Genomic DNA, 19218 nt, shown 5'->3' with positions numbered 1-19218 from the left:
TCTCCCTCGTACCCTTCTGGAAGGAAATCCCGTGAACACCACACTTCTCGAGGAGCTCGACGTCCTCGTCATCGGCGGCGGCTTCTCCGGCGTCTACCAGCTCGACCGGCTGCGCACCCTCGGCTACAACGTCAAGATCTACGAAGCCGGCACCGGACTCGGCGGCGTCTGGCATTGGAATTCCTATCCAGGGGCACGCGTCGATACCTGGGCGCCGGTCTACCAGTTCTCGCGTGAAGAGCTCTGGCGCGACTGGAACTGGAGCGAGATGTACCCCGGTCGTGACGAGCTGGTTCGCTACTTCGAATACGTCGACGAGAAGCTCGACCTGAGCAAAGACGTCCGCTACGAGACCCGTGTCCTGGCAGGCCGATTCGATGAAGAAACCCATACGTGGACATTGGTCTCCCGCAACGAGCGCACCGGTGAGGAATTCACCACCCAGGCGCGGTTCGTGATCATGTGTCTCGGTGCCGGCTCCAAGCCCCTCTTCCCCAACATCCCTGGCCTCGAGAAGTTCGGGGGCGACTGCTTCCACACAGCACGCTGGCCACTGGAGGGCTACGACCTTGCGGGCAAGCGGGTCGCCGTCATCGGCACCGGAGCCAGCGGCATCCAGGTAATCCAGGAGGCCTCGAAGGTCGCAGATCATCTGACGGTGTTCCAGCGCACCCCCAACACCGCGCTTCCGATGAATCAGCGGGCGCTTGGCGAGGCGGACAATGCCGAGATGAAGAAGACCTACCCGGAGCGATTCGCCAATCGCAAGAACACCTGGGCCGGTTTCGATTATGACTTCCTCAAAGAGAACCTCCAGGATCTGACCGAGGAACGTCGCAACGAAATACTCGAGGAACTCTGGACCAACGGTGGACTGCAGCCCTGGCTGGGTGGCTTCCTGAATGTCCTGTTCGACAAGGACGACAACGACATCCTGTACGCGTTCTGGCGGGACAAGACACGTCAACGTATCACCAGGCCGGAGCTGGTGGAACTGCTTGCACCGACTGAGCCGATCCATCCGTGGGGCGTCAAGCGTGTCTCCTTGGAGCAGAACTACTTCGAGATCCTGTGCCGTGACAATGTCGAGCTCGTCGATACCTCTGCCAATCCGATCCGGGAGGTCACCAGTGACGCCATCGTCACCGCGGACGGTACCCGACACGAAGTCGATGTCATCGTGCTGGCCACCGGCTTCGACTCGGTCACCGGAGGCTTGACTGCCATCGATATTCGCGGCACCAGAAATGAGACCTTCGAGGAGGTGTTCCGCGGCGGCAGCCGTACAGCACTAGGCAAGGCGACAGTAGGCTTCCCGAATCTCCTGTACGTCTACGGACCCCAGAGCCCGAACGCATTCTGCAATGGTCCGACATGCGCCGAACTTGAAGGCGAACATCTGATCCAGATCGTCGAGCACATGCGGAACAACGGCTACACCCGTATCGAGGCCAAGCCGGAAGCCCAGCAATATTGGGGTGCGCATATCGCAGAGCTGACCTCGGCCACCCTGTTCCCGCTGGCCAAGTCTTGGTACATGGGCGCCAACGTGCCCGGCAAAACCGTCGAAATGCTCATGTATCCCGGCGGTCTTTCGGTATACCTCGAGATCCTCGAGAAGGCTGCTGCCGGTGGATATCAGGAGCAGTTCGAACTCGTCTGAACTCACCTGACCCGCCACCCGATCGGAACCCGAGGGTCGACATGCTCATGCATGTCGTGACATTCACCTTCAAAGCCGTCCATCTCGACCAGTTAAATCGACGAATTCCAAAAGAATCTCGAATTTTTCGGCGACCAAATACCATACGCGCGCAATGTCCGACACGGTATCGACCTCGGAAAGCGACCGAACAACGTCAGCTACGCACTGGTTGCCCATTTCCAGGACGAAGCCGACTTCCAGCAGTATCTCGACCACCCTCTCCGCAAGGAGCTGACCCAGTCCAGTACCTCAACCCGCACGGACTAAGGAGTTCACGAGATGGCTACCTACCAACCCACAGTATTCTCGACCGGGCATCAGTTTCTCGAGGCACCTCGCTGGCATGACGGAAAATTCTGGGCCAGCGACTTCTTCAGCGAACAGGTGCTCACCTTCGCCGAGGACGGCACCGCAACGCCGATAACCAAAGTGCCCGGTCGACCGTCCGGACTCGGTTTCCTACCCGACGGGACCCCCCTTGTCGTCTCGCAAAACGAGCGGTCGGTGTATCGCATCACCGCCGGCGGCAAGCTCGAGCAGTATGCCGACTTCAGCGCACTGGCTGGAGGGATCGGCAACGACCTGTATGTGTCACCGGCGGGCGACGCTTATGCCGGCAATTTCGGATTCGCGCTCGGTGAAGAGGATCCGAAGCCGACTCACCTCGTTCACATCCGGGCCGACGGCAGCGTCTCGCAGGTTCCTGGAGATCTGATCTTCCCCAACGGCTGCGCACGTACCCCCCGTGGCACCCTGCTGGTCGCGGAAACCTTCCCGCACCGCATCAGCGCGTTCGACATGGCGGAAGATGGCGGTCTGACCAACCACCGAGTATGGGCGCAGCTCGACGAATCGTTTCATCCCGATGGCATCGCCCTCGATAGTGACGGCGGCCTCTGGTTCGGGAACGCCTTGACCCTCGGCGCCGACAGTGGCTTCTATCGGGTCGTCGAAGGCGGCCAGATCACCGATAAGGTCGAGGTCACCGACACGTGGGCAGTGGCGTGCGCCTTCGGCGGAGAGAACCTCGACACCCTCTACCTCTGCTGCAACACAACAACGCTCGAAGAGTTTCACGAAGGACGCTCGACCGCTCATGTGGCCGTCGCGCAGGTCGGGCGCACCGGAGTTCCGGCGTCCATCTGAACGTGAGGAGACAGGCGTGAACACCACGATCGTCACAGAAGGCCGGGTTCATCGCGGGCGATCTTTTCGACCGTCGATGCCGCTCACGCCGACCCGCCCGAAGCCCTCTCGTCGGGTATCCGCCGACGCCGTCGCCCGATGTCTGCCCTCGAACACCGCCGGAGAAGCGCCGGATTTCCGTCCGGCCAGTCAGGCAACATCTCGATCCCGGACGTGGCGGATCAGGCTCCCACACCGGTCGCCGACGACGCTACAGAACGAGACGGCGGATGTGATGCCAGTTACTTTCGAGCGATACCCTTCGGTAACGTTCGCGGTGTCGCTACCATCAATTGCACACCGTTTACCACCTCGTCAGAGGTGATCGAGTGTGGATCATCCGGGTTCGTCCCGGTCCCACCGATGTCGAGCCCAGGCATCAAATGCACCGACACGACCTGCGGACGTGGTGCCCGCCGATCACAGTCCCGGACTCAGGTCTGTCGCTACCGCTACCCGACCGCCGCCTCCCGGGCATCAGAAGTGACACCGCGATGTGTCGAGGGGTCTTGTCGCACAACACCTTCGGGGAAAAGCACTACGCCGTGGTTGTTTCCCGGGAGGCGGCAACAAGCCCAGGCCCGCCAGCCACGCACGCTCCGCCCATACCGACGGATCGGCCCACCGGTCCCCTCCGAAAGAGACCCACCCCGCTGTGCCTGATCATTTCCACCACTCCCCCGACCGGGACTGGCAACACCGCGCGTCCTGCCGCGGCACCGACACCAACCTGTTCTTCTCCCCCGACGGTGAACGCGGCCACGACCGCGCCCGACGTGAGCGCGCCGCCAAACAGATCTGCCAGGACTGCCCCGTACTCGCACGGTGCCGAGCCCACGCCCTCACCGCCACCGAGACCTACGGCATCTGGGGTGGCATGTCCGAAACCGAGCGCACCCGCCACACCCGACGCACCCGCGTCCCGGCCCGCCACCGCGACGCCACACACGCTCCGGCACCACACCACCACCGCTCTCCCTGCTCGCGCACGTGACGAACACGACATCGATACCCCGGCACGGCTCCGCACCGGAACCTGCGAACGTCTCTCCACAAACCGGCCGACGGCACTCCTGAAGTCCCTATCGTCGACAACGGACGTTCTCCCGCAAAGGAGTAACCATGAGCGGATCGATCGAATCATCCCCGAACGACGAGGCCCGTGTGCTCGTCGTGATCCTCTCCGCGGTGGTGGCGGTCGTGGGTTCGATCATCGGCTCAGGGGCGCTGGTGGGAACCCCGATCTCCCAGGTCGCCGACGGCGCCCTCGCCGCCGACGCCACCGCAGTGGCCCCCGGCGGGCCCGCCTTCTCCATCTGGACCCTGATCTACCTCGGGTTCCTCGCGCTCGCGATCTGGCAGGCACTGCCCGCGCACCGCACCGATCCTCGGCAACGCCGCGCCGGGTGGTGGCTCGCCGCGGCGATGATCCTGAACGCGGCGTGGATAGTCTGCGTGCAGTTCGAACTGCTGTGGCTCAGCGTCCTGACCATTTTCGCGTTACTCGCAGTGCTGGTTGTCGTGTTCGACATCCTGACCAACATGAAGCCGTCCAGTCGTGTCGAGGCGATCGTGGTCGACGCCACCGCGTTCGTGTACCTCGGATGGGTGTGTGTCGCGGTGGTCGCCAACATCGCTGCCGCCCTGGCCGCCGCCGAGATCGATCCGTTCGCTCTCGGGGCCGATACCTGGGCCGTGCTCGTCCTCACCGTAGTCGCCGTGGTCGCCGTGGTCCTTGCCGTCGCCGGTCACGGACGCTTCACCGTCACAGCAGCCATCGTCTGGGGGCTCGTATGGATCGCCGTCGCGCGGACCACCGGCGACGGTTCCACCTCACAGCCCGCCGCCATCGCCGCGCTGACGGCCGCCGCGCTGGCCATCGTCGCCACCGCGATCGCCCGGCTACCCCGCGCACGTTCCGGCGAGCCCACGGTCACGAACCCGTAATCGCGTAGTGCTTGGCAGGTCGACCACGAGCGATCCGCAGTGGCCGACAGATTCCCCCGATCACACCCGTCCTGGCCGCCCACAACTGCGCCCGCATCTTCTCCTCGAAACACTGGTCTACCGACGCCGAACATGGAACGTCCCGACGAGAACGAAGTCGTCCTGTGCGGAGGTCAACCAACCAGGGGACGATAACTCTCGAGCTCGAGAAGCGACCTCACGCATCCCGCTTCCGCCACGGCCGTCACCTCGTCGAGGTAGGCCAGGACGGGCCGGATCGGCGGCAGAGGCCGTGCCCGGGTCGCAGAACTGGACCTCCAGACGATCACCGCCCGTGGTCGCGTCCCTACTGACTGCACCGACATTCGAGTTGTCCCGCGCAGTCCCGCTGTGCCGTTAATCGAGCCAGGCTCGGCTGCGCGACCATGAGCGAACAGGCAGGCATCACGCTTGCGACATTCGCCGAGCGCGCTCACGTACGACTCGAATCCAATTCCGGCTCCGCAGAGACGTTCTCGTCGGGCTCCGGTGCCGAGGCGAGCTTGCTCGGCCACCAGATCTTCTGCCCGATGTCGACGGTGAGGGCGGGCACCAGGAGTGACCGCACGAGGAGTGCGTCGAGGAGCACGCCGAACGCCACGATGAAGGCGATCTGCGCGAGGAAGATCAGCGGGATGACGGCGAGCGCCGAGAAGGTCGCCGCCAGAACCACTCCCGCCGACGTGATCACTCCGCCGGTGACGGTCAGGCCGCGGAGCGCTCCCCGTCGCGTGCCGATGCGCCGGGCCTCTTCCCGGACCCGGGTCATGAGGAAGATGTTGTAGTCGATTCCGAGGGCGACGAGGAACACGAACGCGAACAGCGGGACAACGGGATCGGCACCCGGGAACCCGAAGATGTGCTCGAAGACCAGCGACGAGATGCCCAGCGTCGCAGCGAAGGACAGGACGACCGTTCCCATCAGCAGCAGCGGCGCGAGTAGCGAACGCAGCAGCAGGCACAGGATCGCGAACACCACGAGGATCACGACGGGGATGATCAGGGTGCGGTCACGCGTCGACGTGGTCTTGGTGTCGAGGTCCGTGGCGGTGGTGCCGCCGACCAGGGCGTCGGCGCCGTCGATCGGGTGGACGGCGTCACGCAGGCGGACGATGGTGTCCTCGGCCGCGAGGGAATCGACCGGATCGGTCAGGGTGGCTTCGATCGCCACCCGGCCGTCCACCACCAGTGGGTCCTGCGTGCCGGGGGCCGACAGGACGGTGATGTCGCCGACCCCATCGACGCGGGCAGCGTCGGCTACCGCATCGCGGGAGCCCTCGTTCGCGATGATCACCGCCGGTGAACCGGAGCCGGCGTCGAAGTGATCGCCGAGAATCTGCTGGCCCGCAACGGAATCGACGTCGAGCAGGAACGTCTCCGACTCCGCGACACCACTCGCCTCGAACTGGGGCATCAGGAGCGCGAAGAGCACCAGCACCAGGCTCGACGCCACCCAGAAACGGCGCGGGTGCGCACCGATCCGTGCCGCGAGCGCGGCCCAGAACTTGTGGTCGGCGGCCTCGTCCTTCTCGGCGTGCCGCGCGTCGAACGCGGGCCTCCTCGGCCAGTACGCCGTCCGGCCGAGGAGCACGAGCACCGCGGGGAGGTACGTCATGGACGCGACGAACGACGCCGCGATGCCGATGGCCGCCACCGGCCCGAGTCCGCGGTTGGAGTTGAGATCGGACAGCAGCAGGCACAGCACGCCGGCGATGACGGTGCCCGCGGAGGCGGCGACGGGTTCGAGCGTCGCCCGCCACGCGGTCCGCATGGCACGGTACTTGTCCTGCTCGATCCGCAGTTCCTCGCGGTAGCGGGACACGAGCAGCAGTGCGTAGTCGGTCGCGGCACCGAAGACCAGGATGAACAGGATCCCCTGGCTCTGACCGTTCAGCGCGATCACACCGGTGTCGGCGAGCAGGTACACGAGGAGACTCGACAGTCCCAGCGCGAAGACGGCGGAGGTGATCACCGCGAACGGGAGGATCGGGCTGCGGTAGACGACGATGAGGATGAGGATCACGACGACACCCGCCACCAGGAGCAGCAGTCCGTCGATTCCGGCGAACGCCGCGGACAGATCCGCGACCTGACCGGCGGGCCCGGTGACGAGGACGGTGAGACCGTCCGGTGCGGCGCCGAGCGCGTCCCGGAGTTCCGTGACGCTGTCGCCGACCTCGCCAGCGCTGTCGACGGGCACGAACATCTGCAGCGCCCGGCCGTCGGCGGACGGGATCGGCGGTGACACCTCGTCACCGAATCCCTCCGAACCGGCGAAGGAGTTCGCGGTGCGGGCGAGGAACTCGGTGTCGGACGCGGTGATCCCCGACGTCCGTTCGGCGACGACGATCGCCGGCACGAACTGCGTGTCGGTGAAGCCCTTCTGCAGCTCCGAGACCTCCGTGGCCTCGGCGGACGCGGGCAGGAACGACGTGCTGTCGTTCTGCTGGACCGAGGAGAGTTTGCCGGCGAACGGACCACCGAAACCGCCGACAGCGAGCCAGACGATCACCAGCAGGGCTGGCAGAATCCACCGCAGGCGACGAACCGGGCGCGGGCGGGCAGTTGTGGTCACGTGCTCTCCAATGCTGGACGGTTCGACGACCGGATGTCCGGATTGCGATGTTCCTATTTTGTTCAGCCTGCTGAGCAAATTGCAAATGGAGGCGAAGAAATGACGAGCGACGGCATGGACGAGTGGCCCACCGGACGGCTGTTGTCCACGGCTGCGCGGCTGGTCGAGCACTCGTGGGAGGACATTCTCCGGTCACAGAACATGACCCACGCCGGCCTCATCTGCCTGCACACGATCGCCGACCGGCCTGCCTCGCAACGGGACATCGCGAAGGCCTCGCGGGTGACGGACCAGACCATCAGCCGCACCATCGACCGCCTCGAACGAGCCGGGTACGTCACCCGGGAAACCGACCCGCTCGACGAGCGGCGCAAGCGGGTCGCGATCACCGAGCCGGGTCGCGCGATCTACCGCCGCCTGCTGACCCTGGAGAAGGAGGATGCGGCCCTCACCGCCGCCGTCGGCGACGTGGGGCCGCTGCGCGAACAACTCCTCCTCCTCGTCCGGTCGCTGGGACTTCCGCCCCGGGACTGATCGTCGTCGTCACACATTCGCAGGCAGGGCGATGACGACCTCCCGCTCGTTCGCCGGCAGATAGTGGACCGTCACCACCCGGCCGACCTGGACGTGCCCGACGCTGCGCGGCGGCAGGAACTTCTCGACACGGGTGGTGAACGTCGTGCCGTCGGGCCGGGTGACCGCCAGCCCGAGTTCGACCTTCGAATTCCCGTTGCGGATCTCGCCGGGCACACTGAGCGACTGCACCACCGCCTGCGCGGGGATGCCGCGAGCCGCGATGTCGAGCGTGCCCGGGGTGGTGAGCCCCTGACGAATCATGGATCGGTTCAACGCGTCCTGCGCCGTCGACGTGTCTCCCGACCTGTCGATCTCGACCTTGTCGGTGCGCCCCGGCAGGTAGCGGACGGGGAGAACGACACCCGGGCGGAAAAGAGCCAACTCGGTGAGCGGCACGATCATCCTGGCGTTCGATTCGAAGGTCTCGCCGTCGGCGCCCTCGACGAAGAGGTCGATCCGGACTTCCGGTTGATCGTTCAGCGTCATGCCGGTCTGGCGCACCGACCGCACCGTCCCGATCCCGACGGCGCCCTGCCGGAACGCGGCACTGTTGCGCCCGGTGAATGCCGCCAGCACGCTGTCGCCGGTGAGGGCGAAACAGACCACGACCACGCTGACCGCGACAATCGGCCAGATCATCTGCGGGCCGACCCACGACAGGGCGTCGATTCCGTAGTTCGACCGTCCCCGATCGCCGAGGCCGTACCACAGGTAGTAGCCGACCGACCCGACGAGAAACACCAGGGCGGCGGTACGCACGATCTTCTTCACGATGAGTCCTCTCCGTGCCTGAACTGGGGGGAAGAACGGGTGGGACGCGCGCGAACTCGACTGCCGCGACTCCGCGCGCGTCCCGGGGTGAGCCGGCTCAGCCGCCCACGACGGTCGAGCATGCGAACGTGATGTCGAACTTCGACGAACTCGGCGCGGTCGGGTTGCTCATGTCGGGCGCGCCGACGCCTTCGCCGCTGATCGTGTAGGTGTCGCCGTCCTTCACGACGGTCGCGGATCCGCCGGGCATTCCCTGCCCGAAGCCGAGGGCGTACGGGAGGCCGTTCGACCCGCCCTTGCTGCCCGCAATTCCGACGGCCTGCACGGTGTCCGCGCCGGTGATGGTCGCGGAGACCGCCAGGTCGCCGTACGTCGCATTGGCGGTATCTGCCAGCGCCAACGCGAGGGTGTCGCCCTGCTTGGCGCAGGTGGCGTCGAAGTCGGCTTCCAGTGCCTTGCCGTCGACCGCGGCCGAGGACGCGCCCGCCGGGTTCGCGGCGGCCGGGGACTGTTCGGAGCTTCCGCCGCCGGAGTTGCTGTCACCGGTGTCGCTGCAGCCCGAGACGAGCAGGGCGACAGCGGCCGCTGCCACGATGCCGGCGGTGTAGACGCGCTTCTGAGTCCGAACGATCTTGTTCATGATCCGTCCTTCACGTTTCGTGAGGGGCGCTCGGCGCCCGTCGTCGATTCCTTCGGCTCGCGGACTGGAGCCGATGTGAGAAAGGTAGGAACGTCTCGCGCCCTACCGATCCCAGATTTGTCGCCCCGTCGACCGGGCATCCCTGCGGTAGCCTGCTCGAATGCGGACGGCATCGAGGAGCTCAGTGGCTGCTCGGCGACCGCGAGCGATGGTCCTCGACGAGGTGTGGCGCGAGCTGGACGGGGTCGAACCGCTCAGTGGGCCGGACGGCGGACCCCTGAGCCGCACCGTGAAACTGATCCTCGATCCGCTGGTCATCCGCCCGGTGCAGAACCCGCTGTGCGCCGGTCCGATCGTCACGGCCGACGGGGCGCAGTTGCTCGCCACCCGGGTGCACGCCTCCGCCGACGTGCTCCGCGCCACCGCCGCCTGGTTCACGCTGCTCAAACGGGTTCGCCGGGCGCTGCGCATCACGGACGGCAACCCCCAGGACCTGTATTTCCAACGCTGTTTCGAACTCGCGACCGGTTCGGGCACCCCCGACCCGCTCCGGAGCGAATCCGTCGCCGAGGACACGCTGCGCGACGTGCACGATGTCGCGGCCGGCCGCACCACTCAGGCGTTGAAGGCCCACGTCACCGACCCGGAACGGGCACGCGAGCTGAACGCCCTGATCGACGTCGCGTGGGGGCGGCGACCGCTGTCGGGCGCGGCCACCGTCGACCACGCCGACGCGATCGACGTGGTACTCGACGCCTGTCCCGGCGCGCGCCTGGACCAGGACGGCGACGACGGACGGCAGGCACTCGACAGCCTGGTCGCCGGCCACGCAGGAACCCACCGCGGGATCGCGCTCTGGACAACCGCGGCCTCTGCCCACCGGCTCGGGCTGACGGCGCATCCCGTGCCCGCGCCGCCACGTCTGGGAGCGTCGGCGTCCACCTCGGCCCTCGGGCTCCCGTTCGACCGGTCCGTCTACGAGCGCGTCTTCACGGTGCTCCGCGCGTCGACCGACCGTGCGGAGCTGCCGCCGATCCAGGAACTGGTCACGACCGAGATCGCCCGAAGTTGCTCGCCCTGGGCGCTTCTCGACGAATCCCTGCGGGTCGCGGCGACGACGGGCGCCGGGCTGGCAACCGGTCTCCGTCCGATCGGAACGCCGTCTCCCCCCGCGGCCACGGACACCACCGCCGTCCGGGTGATCAACGGCCGCTGGCAACGGGAGGCGTACGTCCTGCAGGCACGCCGCCTCACGGTGAGCGCCGACGCCGCGTCGCTGCCCGAAGCGAATCCGCTGACGGCCATCGCCGCCGAACTCCGCGAGCCGTGGCGGCCCTACCTCCGTCGCCTGTGGGTCCGCCTCCACGGCCGCGACGTGCGCGAGTTCTCGGTCCACGAACCCGACGAGCTCTGGGACCTCCTCGACGGAGTGGCGCGATCGGTGATCCTCGACCACCGCATGCGGGTCAAGCAGGCACTCAGCGCAGTTCCGCTGACGGATGCGGAAGATGCTCCCGAATCGAGGGCGAGTTGACCCCCGGCACGGTGCGGATCGAGCGCGCACCCGACGGGGTATGGGTCATCGCCCCCGACGACGCACCGAGTGTCCTGGACGACGCCGCAGGCATCCACGTGGCAGTGCTGGAAGTGCTGGGCGGGCACCTGTCGTGGAGTGTGCTCGCCGACCACACGGTCCCGGTCGCGGTGCTCGACGACGTCGCGTCGGCGCAGAACTGGGTGTGGGCCGTGTTCGGCGAGGAAGTCGCGCTCGCCGTTGCCGCCGGCTCCGGGCGCGACGTCACGGTCGAGCCGGCGCGACCGCGGGTGGCCGCCGGTGCGAGGCGACTCGCGCACGCGCACTGGGCGGCGCGGTGGTGGCCGGCCTCGACGATCGACGCCATCCCCCCGCTCGACGAGGGGCTGTTGCACGGCGAGATCGCCACCCTCGTCGAGGAATGCGATCTACTCGTCGACGGAGACGACGCTGTCGTGCCGACGGGCCCGGCGCCCGCCGACCGGCCCCGCCGGGCAGACGACTACGCCCTCGCGGCCGGCGCGGCGGTCGCGACGCTGCCGAGCACGCTCGTCCTGGCGCGGGGTACCACCGGATCCGACTGGCGCCGGTACCCACCCGGGCTCGTCGACGCGTCCGAGCGTGCCGTGTCGTGGGAGGTGGTGCGCGCCGCCGGGAACACGACCGTGCGGGTGAGTGTGGTTGCGGCACCGGGCCTTTCCCAACCCATGCCGGCGCATGTGCGTCCACACGCGCTGATCGGCACCGCATCGGGCACCGCTGACGTCGCGCTGCAGCTGTCGGGGGACGTGTGGTCCGGCGCGTCGGTCGCACCACCGGGCTCGGAATCGGGGGTGTCCGTGGACGTGTACCTGCCCGGGTTCGGCGTGAACGGTCACGCCGACGACGGAGGCCCGGAGGCCCGTGAGCGCGTTCGGGCCCTGGTCCACGGGCGGCTGCGCCGGGCTTCGGAGACGGCACCCGACGACGGGGCGGATGCGTCCCTGCTCGCCGAGATAGCCGCGGCCGCCTCGGATTCGGACTTCTGACGTGGGAGAACAGATGGGGCGTGACCTCCTCGCGGCCGGCGCGGCAGCGTACTCCCGCGGAGACGTCGCCGAGGCACTCCGGACGTTCGAGCGGGTCGCCCGCTCGACCACCGGCGGTCTGCGGACGAGCGCGATCATCAACGCGGCCAGCATGTCCGACGAGCTGGGCGATCACACGAAGGCCGTCGACCTCTACCGGGAAGCCCTCGCGGAGATGCCGGCCGACGCGATCCGGATGCGTCCCGCGGCGCTGGTCAACCTGTCGCAGGCCTTGCAGCACCTCGGCGACCTCGACGGCGCGCAGGACGCGCTCGAGCAGGCGCGGGGGCTGCTCGCGGCAGCCGACGATCAGGGCGACCTGCGCGTCGCGTGCCTGCTGTCACTGACCGCGGTCGCGATGCACCGGCAGCAGTGGGCGCACGCGGCCGACATCGCCACCGAGTCCCTCGACGCGGCGGTGCGTTTCGCCCCCGCGCTGGCGGGCCACCCGCTCATGAACCTGGCCGCCATCCATTTCGAGACCGGGCGCTTCGACCTCTCCGACGACTTCGCCGGGCAGGCGCTCGAGGCGTTCGAGACCGCGGGCGACGTCAACGCGGTCGCCGAAACGCAGCAGAACCTGGGCATCATGCACGTCCGCTCGGGGCGGCCCGACGATGCGGAACCGCTGGTGCTGTCGAGCCAGACGTACTTCGAGCGCGCCGGGATCGGCCACCGGGCGGGGATCGGATCGAAGGTGCTCGCCTTTCTCGCCGAGGGCCGGGGCGACACCGAACGCGCGGCGAAGCTCTATCGCCGCAGCCTCGACTACTTCCGGACTTCCGGAGCGGTACTCGACGCCGCGGACGTTCAGACCCGCCTCGCCACCGTCGCCTTCGGCGAAGGGCGACCCGACGAGGGAGAGACACTGCTCGCCGCCGCGTTCGACACGTACCGCGCGCTGGGGCTCGGGCTGCACTGCGCGCAGGTCGACTTCTGGCACGCCGCCCTCCTCGAGTCCGCCCTCGCTGCCTCCGAAACTCCCGACAGCGCGGTGCCGGCACGAGCCACCGCGCTCGCGGTGCCCGCGGCGATCGCCATCGACGCCGTGCGGTACACCCTCCCGAACGGGCGTCAGCGCGAGCAGTGGAACCGCGAGATCGCCGATCCGGCGATGCAATTGGCGTTCCGGCTCGCGTACGCCTCGGGTGACGCGCGCCTGGTGGCCGATCTCGTCGAGGCGCAGTGCGCGGGGACGACGGTGGACGTCGGCCGGGCCGGGTATCGCACCCCGGCGCGGCTCCCCCTGCAGTTGCCGGACCTTCCCCCGGCAGGCACGACCGACACCGAGGGGTCGTTCCTGCTCGGCGCCGCACTGGCCGGAGTCGCGGCCGGCGCCGGTCTGGCGGTGCCCCTTCCCCCACGGCTCGCCCTGACGTCGGATGGGCGAATTGCGCTGGGCAACTCGATCGCGGTCGCCGAGGAACGCTACCGACGCGCGGTCCGGGACAGCCGGGTAGTGCCTGCATGGTGGCCTCTCCCAGGTGTCATGGTCGTCACACCGCACGTCCGGCGACCACCTCGGGTGGTGTGGGTGGAGTGCGGCACTGACCTGCGACGCTGCCGATTCTGCGACCATTGATAGCCCCACCCAATCTATGGAATAGGTCTCATAGATTGGACCTATTCCAATCTGCTGGATAGCCTCGTCGCTGTTGGATTCCCCGTCTCCCCGAATAGAGGTTTCAATGGCCCTGATCAACACGCAGATCAAGCCCTTCGCCGCGAACGCTTTCAAGGACGGCGCGTTCATCACCGTGTCCGCGGACGACATCAAGGACAAGTGGGCGGTCTTCTACTTCTACCCGGCCGACTTCACCTTCGTCTGCCCGACGGAACTCGGCGACCTCGCCGACCACCACGAGGAACTGCAGCGCCTCGGCGTCGAGGTCTTCTCGGTGTCCACCGACACGCACTTCACGCACAAGGCGTGGCACGGATCGTCCGACACCATCGGCAAGATCAAGTACGCCATGATCGGTGACCCGACCCAGGAGATCAGCAGGAACTTCGAGGTCCTCCGCGAGAACGAGGGATTGGCCGACCGCGGCACCTTCCTCGTCGACCCCGACGGAGTCATCCAGTTCACCGAGGTCACCGCAGAAGGCATCGGGCGCAACGCCGCCGAGCTCGTTCGCAAGGTCAAGGCCGCTCAGTACGTCCGGTCGCACCCGGGCGAGGTCTGCCCCGCCAAGTGGGAAGAGGGCGAAGAGACCCTCGCCCCGTCGCTGGATCTCGTCGGCAAGATCTGACGCAGCCAGTCGTACCGCAGGCACGGGCTCAGGTTCCCTGAGCCCGTGCGGGCGGTTCCCGGTGCTCAGCTCCCGTGGGGGCAATCGGTGTCGCACCAACACCTTCCGGACCACCTGAACCAGAATTTTCCGGTTTCCGATCCCCTTGTCCTCCCGACCGATGGAGTAGATCCTCATGCTCGAAGCCTCGCTTGCCGGCCAACTGAAGTCCCTGCTCGAAAAGCTGACCCTGCCGATCGAGCTCGTGTCCTCACTCGACGACGGACCCAAGTCGGTCGAACTCGCCGAACTGCTCACCCAGATCGCGGCGATGTCGGAGAAGATCACCTACGAACGCCGCGACGACGACACGCGACGCCCGTCGTTCGCGGTCCGCCGCAGCGGAACCGACATCGAGGTCCGCTTCGCGGGCATCCCTCTCGGCCACGAGTTCACCTCGCTCGCACTCGCTTTACTCCAGGTCGGCGGCCACCCGTCGAAGGAGGCACCCGAACTGCTCGAGCAGGTCCGCGACCTCGACGGCGACTTCCACTTCGAGACCTACTTCTCGCTGTCCTGCCAGAACTGCCCCGACGTGGTGCAGGCCCTGAATCTGATGTGCGTGCTCAATCCGCGCATCAGCCACGTCGCGATCGACGGCGCCCTGTTCCAGGACGAGGTCGACGGCCGCCAGATCATGGCTGTCCCGACGGTCTTCCTCAACGGCGAGCTCTTCGGCTCCGGCCGGATGAGCCTGGAGGAAATCGTCGGCAAGCTCGACGTCGGCGCCGCCGACCGCGCCGCCGCCGCGATCGCGCAGAAGGATCCCTTCGACGTGCTCGTCGTCGGAGGCGGCCCGTCCGGCGCCGCGGCCGCGGTGTACGCCGCGCGCAAGGGAATTCGCACCGGCATCGCCGCCGAGCGCTTCGGCGGTCAGGTGCTCGACACCATGGCGATCGAGAACTTCATCTCCGTTCCCTACACCGAGGGACCCCAGTTCGGGTCGGCGCTCGAGAATCACGTCCGTCAGTACGGCGTCGACATCATGAACACGCAGCGGGCCGCGAAGCTCGTCCCTGCCCCCACCGAGAACGGCCTCGTCGAGATCGAACTGGAAAGCGGTGCTTCTCTTCTCGCGCGCACCGTGATCCTGTCGACGGGTGCGCGGTGGCGCTCGATGAACGTGCCCGGCGAGGACGCGTACCGGAACAAGGGTGTGACCTACTGCCCGCACTGCGACGGACCGCTGTTCAAGGGCAAGCGCGTCGCAGTGATCGGTGGCGGTAACTCCGGCGTCGAGGCCGCAATCGATCTCGCGGGACTCGTCGAGCACGTCACGCTCGTCGAGTTCGACTCGGTGCTCCGCGCCGACGAGGTGCTGCAGCGCAAGCTGCGCAGCCTCCCGAACGCCGACATCCTCCTGAGCACGCTCACGACGGAGGTCCTCGGGGACGGCAACAAGGTCACCGGCCTGACCTACCAGGACCGCACGACCGACACCTCGCACACGCTCGACATCGAGGGTGTCTTCGTCCAGATCGGCCTCCTGCCCAACACCGAGTGGCTGGCCGGGTCGGTCGAGTTGTCCGACCGCGGCGAGATCGCGATCGACGACCGCGGCCAGACGTCGGTGCCCGGCGTGTTCGCTGCCGGCGACTGCACCACCGTGCCGTACAAGCAGATCGTGATCGCCGCCGGTGCCGGAGCAACGGCAGCGCTGAGCGCATTCGATCGGCTCATCCGGACGGGTGTACCCGCCGAGGAGTCCACCGCCGCAACGATCGCGTAGTTCGGCCGAGGTCGACGAGCCGTGCCTGCATCCGTGCAGGCACGGCTTTCGGCTTTCGGATCGACCCGGGTGCCCGGTACGCACACCACCGCCCGGGTGGGTAGGGAATGCTGGGACGGTGCCGACTCACCCGTGTCACCCACCGACCGCGATCGTCCGGATGGCCGACGCCGGCGATCTGTACACGTCGTGGCGGTGGACCCACGACTCGCACCCCGGCGGTGTCGGCGTCGCACCCGCCGCGCAGGTGGATGCGGCCCTCGCCGCGCTGGCCCGGGCTCTGCCCGACCTCACCGATCCGGAGGGACTGCACCACGCGCTGACGGCGGGCGGCTTCTCCGCCTACGAGTCGGAGCATGATCTGGCTCAGCTCCTTTCACGCACATTTCTTCCATTCGGCCTTGCGCAGCAACTGCACGAGCTGCTCACCCGCGGTGTGCGGCCGCACCTCCGGCTCCAACCGTCGCCCCGCGTCGCGCAGGTGCCGTGGGAACTGATCGCACCCGACGCCGGGCTGCGTCTCGTCGACATCGCGGATGTCAGCCTGCTGGCTCCGCTCAGCATCGTCCACTCGCCCGGCCGGCCGGTTCGAACGTGGACGCACACCCGGCAACTCCCCGTCGTCGCGGTGCTCGACCCGCGGGTGCCGGGCTTCCGTGCGGATTCGGAACTCGGCTCGGTCCTGGGGCGGATGGCCGCGGACAGTCCGCTGTCGCAGCGGGTCGCGACGTACGCCGGCGAGGGCCGGCTGCTCCCCGAGGTGGACGGACCGACGGACTGCTTCCGCCGTGAAGACGTGGACCGGGAGTGGCTCGGCGCAGCGTTGCGCGAGGGTGCGGGCCGGCTGATGTATGTCGGTCACGTCACCGCGGCGGCACCCGAATCCGGTCAGAGCGAGCACGCCGAGCTGCACCTCGCCTGCGCCGCGGACTCCGTCGGGTTCGCGGAGCCGACCCGTGCTCACCGGCCGTTGTCCGCGAAGGACCTCCTGCTGGGCACGCACACGCTCACGGCCGAGCCGATCCGCGGCGCGGAGTTGTGGCCGATCCCGAGCAGGGTTGCGCTGATCGCCTGCGAGAGCGGTGGCGACCTGCGGTTCAGCGAGGCGCTCGGGCTGGTCTCCGCGATGATCGCCGGCGGGGCGGAACTCGTCACGGCCAGCCGCTGGGCCCTGCCCACGGACCTCGCGTTCCAGCGCATCGCCGGCACCGCAGCACACGCGCGTCCGCTGCAGGACGCCATCTGCTCGATCGACGCGGCGCACGAACTGCCCGACGCGGTCGGCGCGCTCTGCGACTGGCAACGCGAGCGGGTGGCCGCCTGGCGGGACGAGCGGACGATCGAGCACTCACCGGTGCTGTGGGCGGCGTTCGCGACGGTCTCCACCCACTGATCCGCCTCGGCCGTCCGTTCCCCACATCGTGTCGGCCGGTCGTTGTACCGTCGTTGCTGTCGGTTCCGGCACGAAGAAGGAGCATGTCCCATGACCTCTCGGCTCAACCCCTACATCAGCTTCGACGGCAACGCGCGGCAGGCAATGGAGTTCTACAAGGACGTCTTCGGAGGCACCCTTGCGTTGAACACGTTCGGTGAATACGGTGCGCCGGAAGGCGAAGGCGCCGACAAGATCATGCACGCCATGCTCGAGTCGGACACCGGCTACACGCTCATAGGTGCAGACACCCCGCCCGGTATGGAACACAACCCGGGAACCAACATCGCGGTGAGCCTGAGCGGAGACGACGGCGACGAACTCCGCGGCTACTGGGCCAAACTCGCCGACGGCGGATCCGTGTCCGTGCCCCTGGAGAAGCAGATGTGGGGAGACGAATTCGGCGCCTGTACCGACAAGTTCGGCATTTCATGGATGGTCAACATCGCCGGCACACCGGGCTGATCGCAGCGCCGGGTAGTCCTGCAGATCGATGTCGGTAGCGAAGGAGTCGGTCAGCTTCATCATCAGGCCGAACAGGAACGTGGACTTGAACGTCCAGTTGCGCAGCCTGATTCGAGTAGCCGATTTCGGCGCGAGAAACGGTCCGGCACTTCCCTTGCGGGCGATCTTCGCGTACCCGAGCATCTTTTCGTTGTAGCGTCCGAACGCCACGCGGTGGTCGCCGTCGGCGGCGGCGAGCTCACCCGCCAGGACGTACGCACCCACGAGGGCGAGGCCGGTCCCGAAGCCGCCCAGCGTATTTCCGTACGCGGCATCACCGACCAGGGCCACGCGGCCGGCGGTGTAGGTATCGGCCTCGACCCTCGCGATCGAGTCGAGGTAGAAGTCGGGCGCGTCGTCCAGGTGCGCGAGTAGCCGGGGCACGCGCCACCCCGCATCGGCATACGCGGCGGTCAGCATTCGTTTCTGCTGGGTGACGTCGGCGCGGTCGTACTCGATCCGATCGGAGGCGAAGACGAACAATTCCGGAGCCTTCGGTCCGCCGACGACGGCCATCCGTCCGGGCTCGTTGTACATCAGTCCCGTCCCGCGTTCCCGGTCCGGCGAGGCGTCACTCGCCGAGCCGGTGGTCCCGACGACGGCGTAGTAGTAGCCGAGGTATCGGACGAACTCGTCCTCCGGCCCGAACCGGTGGCGGCGGACGGCCGAGTGGATGCCGTCGGCGCCGAACACCAGGTCGAACCGGCGTGCGTCCGACTTCTCGAAGGTGACCTCGACACCCGAGTCCGTGTCGACCAGTGCGGTGACGGAATCGCCGAAGAGGTACTCGCACGAATCCGCGGTGCGCCGGTAGAGGATCTCGGTGAGGTCGCCCCGCGCGATCTCGATGTCGCCGCCGACGAATTCCCCGGGGATGGTCGCCAGGTGCCTGTCGCGTTCGTCGACGATCAGGAGGTCGGTTTTCCCGGTCTGCCGACGGAGTACGTCGTCGAGGATTCCCATCCTCTCCAACACTTTTCGGTGAACCTCCCCCTTGAAGTCGACGGCCTGGCCGCCGAGCCGAAGGTCGGGTGCCCGCTCGACGATGGTGACGGTGTATCCGCAGCGGCTGAGCCAGAACGCCAGTGCAGGACCGGCGATGCTTGCCCCCGAGATCAGGACGGTTCTGTTCGACATGGGAGCCTCCACGGATTAATTGTGTCTGACGGACACAAATCAGTGTATGGTAGACACTATTCCGGATCAAGAGTCGTCCGGAGGAG

17 protein-coding genes are annotated in these 19218 nt (G+C 67.5%); 13 read left to right on the top strand and 4 right to left on the bottom strand.

What is annotated here, in order from left to right:
• Nucleotides 1–31 precede the first annotated feature (31 nt).
• From ACNJ7E_RS19720 to ACNJ7E_RS19700, 5 genes are all read left to right on the top strand, one after another.
• The gene (locus ACNJ7E_RS19720) at nucleotides 32–1663 is read left to right on the top strand and encodes a flavin-containing monooxygenase (protein ID WP_418340785.1); all 1632 of its coding nucleotides are present in this window, start codon (nucleotides 32–34) and stop codon (nucleotides 1661–1663) included.
• A gap of 96 nt (nucleotides 1664–1759) precedes the next feature.
• Nucleotides 1760–1972, top strand: coding sequence for a Dabb family protein (locus tag ACNJ7E_RS19715; RefSeq protein WP_418340808.1), 213 nt, complete (start codon nucleotides 1760–1762; stop codon nucleotides 1970–1972).
• Between the two features lie 12 nt (nucleotides 1973–1984).
• On the top strand, nucleotides 1985–2851 hold the full coding sequence (locus ACNJ7E_RS19710) for an SMP-30/gluconolactonase/LRE family protein (RefSeq protein WP_283333100.1): 867 nt from the start codon (nucleotides 1985–1987) through the stop codon (nucleotides 2849–2851).
• Nucleotides 2852–3545: 694 nt separating this feature from the next.
• The gene (locus ACNJ7E_RS19705; RefSeq protein WP_283333101.1) at nucleotides 3546–3884 is read left to right on the top strand and encodes a WhiB family transcriptional regulator; all 339 of its coding nucleotides are present in this window, start codon (nucleotides 3546–3548) and stop codon (nucleotides 3882–3884) included.
• 128 nt (nucleotides 3885–4012) lie between these two features.
• On the top strand, nucleotides 4013–4837 hold the full coding sequence (locus tag ACNJ7E_RS19700) for a tryptophan-rich sensory protein (protein ID WP_418340784.1): 825 nt from the start codon (nucleotides 4013–4015) through the stop codon (nucleotides 4835–4837).
• Between the two features lie 472 nt (nucleotides 4838–5309).
• Here the strand turns inward: ACNJ7E_RS19700 and ACNJ7E_RS19695 are convergent, their stop codons facing one another.
• A complete protein-coding gene (locus ACNJ7E_RS19695) occupies nucleotides 5310–7451 on the bottom strand; it encodes an MMPL family transporter (RefSeq protein ID WP_418340783.1) in 2142 nt (713 codons plus the stop codon).
• 99 nt (nucleotides 7452–7550) lie between these two features.
• Between ACNJ7E_RS19695 and ACNJ7E_RS19690 the strand changes: the two genes are divergently transcribed.
• Nucleotides 7551–7985, top strand: a complete 435-nt coding sequence (locus tag ACNJ7E_RS19690) for a MarR family winged helix-turn-helix transcriptional regulator (protein WP_283351095.1) — start codon at nucleotides 7551–7553, stop codon at nucleotides 7983–7985.
• 9 nt (nucleotides 7986–7994) lie between these two features.
• Here ACNJ7E_RS19690 and ACNJ7E_RS19685 read toward each other — a convergent pair whose 3' ends face one another.
• Nucleotides 7995–8798: a hypothetical protein gene (locus tag ACNJ7E_RS19685; protein WP_418340782.1), complete on the bottom strand. Its 804-nt coding sequence runs from the start codon at nucleotides 8796–8798 to the stop codon at nucleotides 7995–7997.
• Between the two features lie 97 nt (nucleotides 8799–8895).
• Nucleotides 8896–9438: a lipoprotein LpqH gene (locus ACNJ7E_RS19680; RefSeq protein WP_418340781.1), complete on the bottom strand. Its 543-nt coding sequence runs from the start codon at nucleotides 9436–9438 to the stop codon at nucleotides 8896–8898.
• Nucleotides 9439–9646: 208 nt separating this feature from the next.
• Here ACNJ7E_RS19680 and ACNJ7E_RS19675 point away from each other — a divergent pair, with 208 nt between their 5' ends.
• The 7 genes from ACNJ7E_RS19675 to ACNJ7E_RS19645 all read left to right on the top strand — a co-directional run bounded on the left by ACNJ7E_RS19675 (nucleotide 9647) and on the right by ACNJ7E_RS19645 (nucleotide 17956).
• Nucleotides 9647–10972, top strand: coding sequence for a hypothetical protein (locus ACNJ7E_RS19675; RefSeq protein ID WP_418340807.1), 1326 nt, complete (start codon nucleotides 9647–9649; stop codon nucleotides 10970–10972).
• Entirely contained in the window at nucleotides 10969–12000 is a 1032-nt protein-coding gene (locus ACNJ7E_RS19670; RefSeq protein WP_418340780.1) for a hypothetical protein, read from the top strand. Before ACNJ7E_RS19675 ends, ACNJ7E_RS19670 begins: the two co-directional genes overlap by 4 nt.
• A gap of 13 nt (nucleotides 12001–12013) precedes the next feature.
• Complete coding sequence (locus ACNJ7E_RS19665) at nucleotides 12014–13621, top strand: tetratricopeptide repeat protein (RefSeq protein ID WP_418340779.1); 1608 nt, start codon at nucleotides 12014–12016, stop codon at nucleotides 13619–13621.
• A gap of 106 nt (nucleotides 13622–13727) precedes the next feature.
• Nucleotides 13728–14291: an alkyl hydroperoxide reductase subunit C gene (ahpC, locus tag ACNJ7E_RS19660; protein WP_105420263.1), complete on the top strand. Its 564-nt coding sequence runs from the start codon at nucleotides 13728–13730 to the stop codon at nucleotides 14289–14291.
• Between the two features lie 175 nt (nucleotides 14292–14466).
• The gene (gene ahpF / locus ACNJ7E_RS19655; RefSeq protein ID WP_280779548.1) at nucleotides 14467–16059 is read left to right on the top strand and encodes an alkyl hydroperoxide reductase subunit F; all 1593 of its coding nucleotides are present in this window, start codon (nucleotides 14467–14469) and stop codon (nucleotides 16057–16059) included.
• Nucleotides 16060–16177: 118 nt separating this feature from the next.
• Nucleotides 16178–17452 (top strand): CHAT domain-containing protein, encoded by a 1275-nt coding sequence (locus tag ACNJ7E_RS19650; protein WP_280779547.1) that lies wholly within the window; start codon nucleotides 16178–16180, stop codon nucleotides 17450–17452.
• Nucleotides 17453–17542: 90 nt separating this feature from the next.
• The gene (locus tag ACNJ7E_RS19645) at nucleotides 17543–17956 is read left to right on the top strand and encodes a VOC family protein (RefSeq protein ID WP_418340778.1); all 414 of its coding nucleotides are present in this window, start codon (nucleotides 17543–17545) and stop codon (nucleotides 17954–17956) included.
• Here ACNJ7E_RS19645 and ACNJ7E_RS19640 read toward each other — a convergent pair.
• Entirely contained in the window at nucleotides 17921–19132 is a 1212-nt protein-coding gene (locus ACNJ7E_RS19640; RefSeq protein WP_418340777.1) for an FAD-dependent monooxygenase, read from the bottom strand. The two genes, ACNJ7E_RS19645 and ACNJ7E_RS19640, sit on opposite strands and share 36 nt — an antisense overlap.
• Between the last annotated feature and the right edge of the window lie 86 nt (nucleotides 19133–19218).

The organism is Rhodococcus mengyinensis (assembly GCF_048381435.1).
In the GTDB taxonomy this organism is placed as follows: domain Bacteria; phylum Actinomycetota; class Actinomycetes; order Mycobacteriales; family Mycobacteriaceae; genus Rhodococcus_F; species Rhodococcus_F opacus_D.
The sequence above is the reverse complement of the archived record's forward strand: the minus strand, read 5'-3'. Positions and strand labels throughout refer to the sequence as shown.

What these genes read in the sequence shown, in the direction of transcription:
- ACNJ7E_RS19710 (WP_283333100.1), top strand. Translation starts at nt 1,985, where the DNA reads ATGGCTACCTACCAACCCACAGTATTCTCGACCGGGCATCAGTTTCTC.
- ACNJ7E_RS19700 (WP_418340784.1), top strand. Translation starts at nt 4,013, where the DNA reads ATGAGCGGATCGATCGAATCATCCCCGAACGACGAGGCCCGTGTGCTC.
- ACNJ7E_RS19690 (WP_283351095.1), top strand. Translation starts at nt 7,551, where the DNA reads ATGACGAGCGACGGCATGGACGAGTGGCCCACCGGACGGCTGTTGTCC.
- ACNJ7E_RS19680 (WP_418340781.1), bottom strand. Translation starts at nt 9,438, where the DNA reads ATGAACAAGATCGTTCGGACTCAGAAGCGCGTCTACACCGCCGGCATC.
- ACNJ7E_RS19675 (WP_418340807.1), top strand. Translation starts at nt 9,647, where the DNA reads ATGGTCCTCGACGAGGTGTGGCGCGAGCTGGACGGGGTCGAACCGCTC.
- ACNJ7E_RS19665 (WP_418340779.1), top strand. Translation starts at nt 12,014, where the DNA reads ATGGGGCGTGACCTCCTCGCGGCCGGCGCGGCAGCGTACTCCCGCGGA.
- ahpC (WP_105420263.1), top strand. Translation starts at nt 13,728, where the DNA reads ATGGCCCTGATCAACACGCAGATCAAGCCCTTCGCCGCGAACGCTTTC.
- ahpF (WP_280779548.1), top strand. Translation starts at nt 14,467, where the DNA reads ATGCTCGAAGCCTCGCTTGCCGGCCAACTGAAGTCCCTGCTCGAAAAG.
- ACNJ7E_RS19645 (WP_418340778.1), top strand. Translation starts at nt 17,543, where the DNA reads ATGACCTCTCGGCTCAACCCCTACATCAGCTTCGACGGCAACGCGCGG.
- ACNJ7E_RS19640 (WP_418340777.1), bottom strand. Translation starts at nt 19,132, where the DNA reads ATGTCGAACAGAACCGTCCTGATCTCGGGGGCAAGCATCGCCGGTCCT.